This is a genomic window from Oleiphilus sp. HI0061, assembly GCF_001635675.1.
The window spans coordinates 1-283 of record NZ_LWFE01000986.1; the positions used below are offsets into that span (position 1 = coordinate 1).

General features: G+C 44.2%; 1 pseudogene. It reads right to left on the reverse strand.

Features of this window, described 5'->3' with window-relative positions:
• A pseudogene (locus A3735_RS31905) lies at positions 1-137 on the reverse strand (IS110 family transposase); the annotation flags it as partial.
• Positions 138-283 lie beyond the last annotated feature (146 nt).

Sequence of the window (283 nt, forward strand, 5' to 3'; positions counted from 1 at the left end):
TTGGTAAGTGATACTTTGGCTGAAGAAACTCTTCCAAGATGTTTTACTTCTGAGCCTCGTTGATCTTCGCAATATGCGACTTCGGTGAACTCCTTATGGGTGTCCAATCCGACAAAAATTATGGTATTGTTTTTCATGGTGCTGGCCTCCGCTTATATGGTATGACACATATATTATGGCTCTGGCTTTGCTAACCCACGATAGGAGGTCAGCACTCTTTTGGGACGTGGGGAGTCATTATGTCTAGGTTTCCGAGTGCCCAACAATTAGTGTACACCCTACT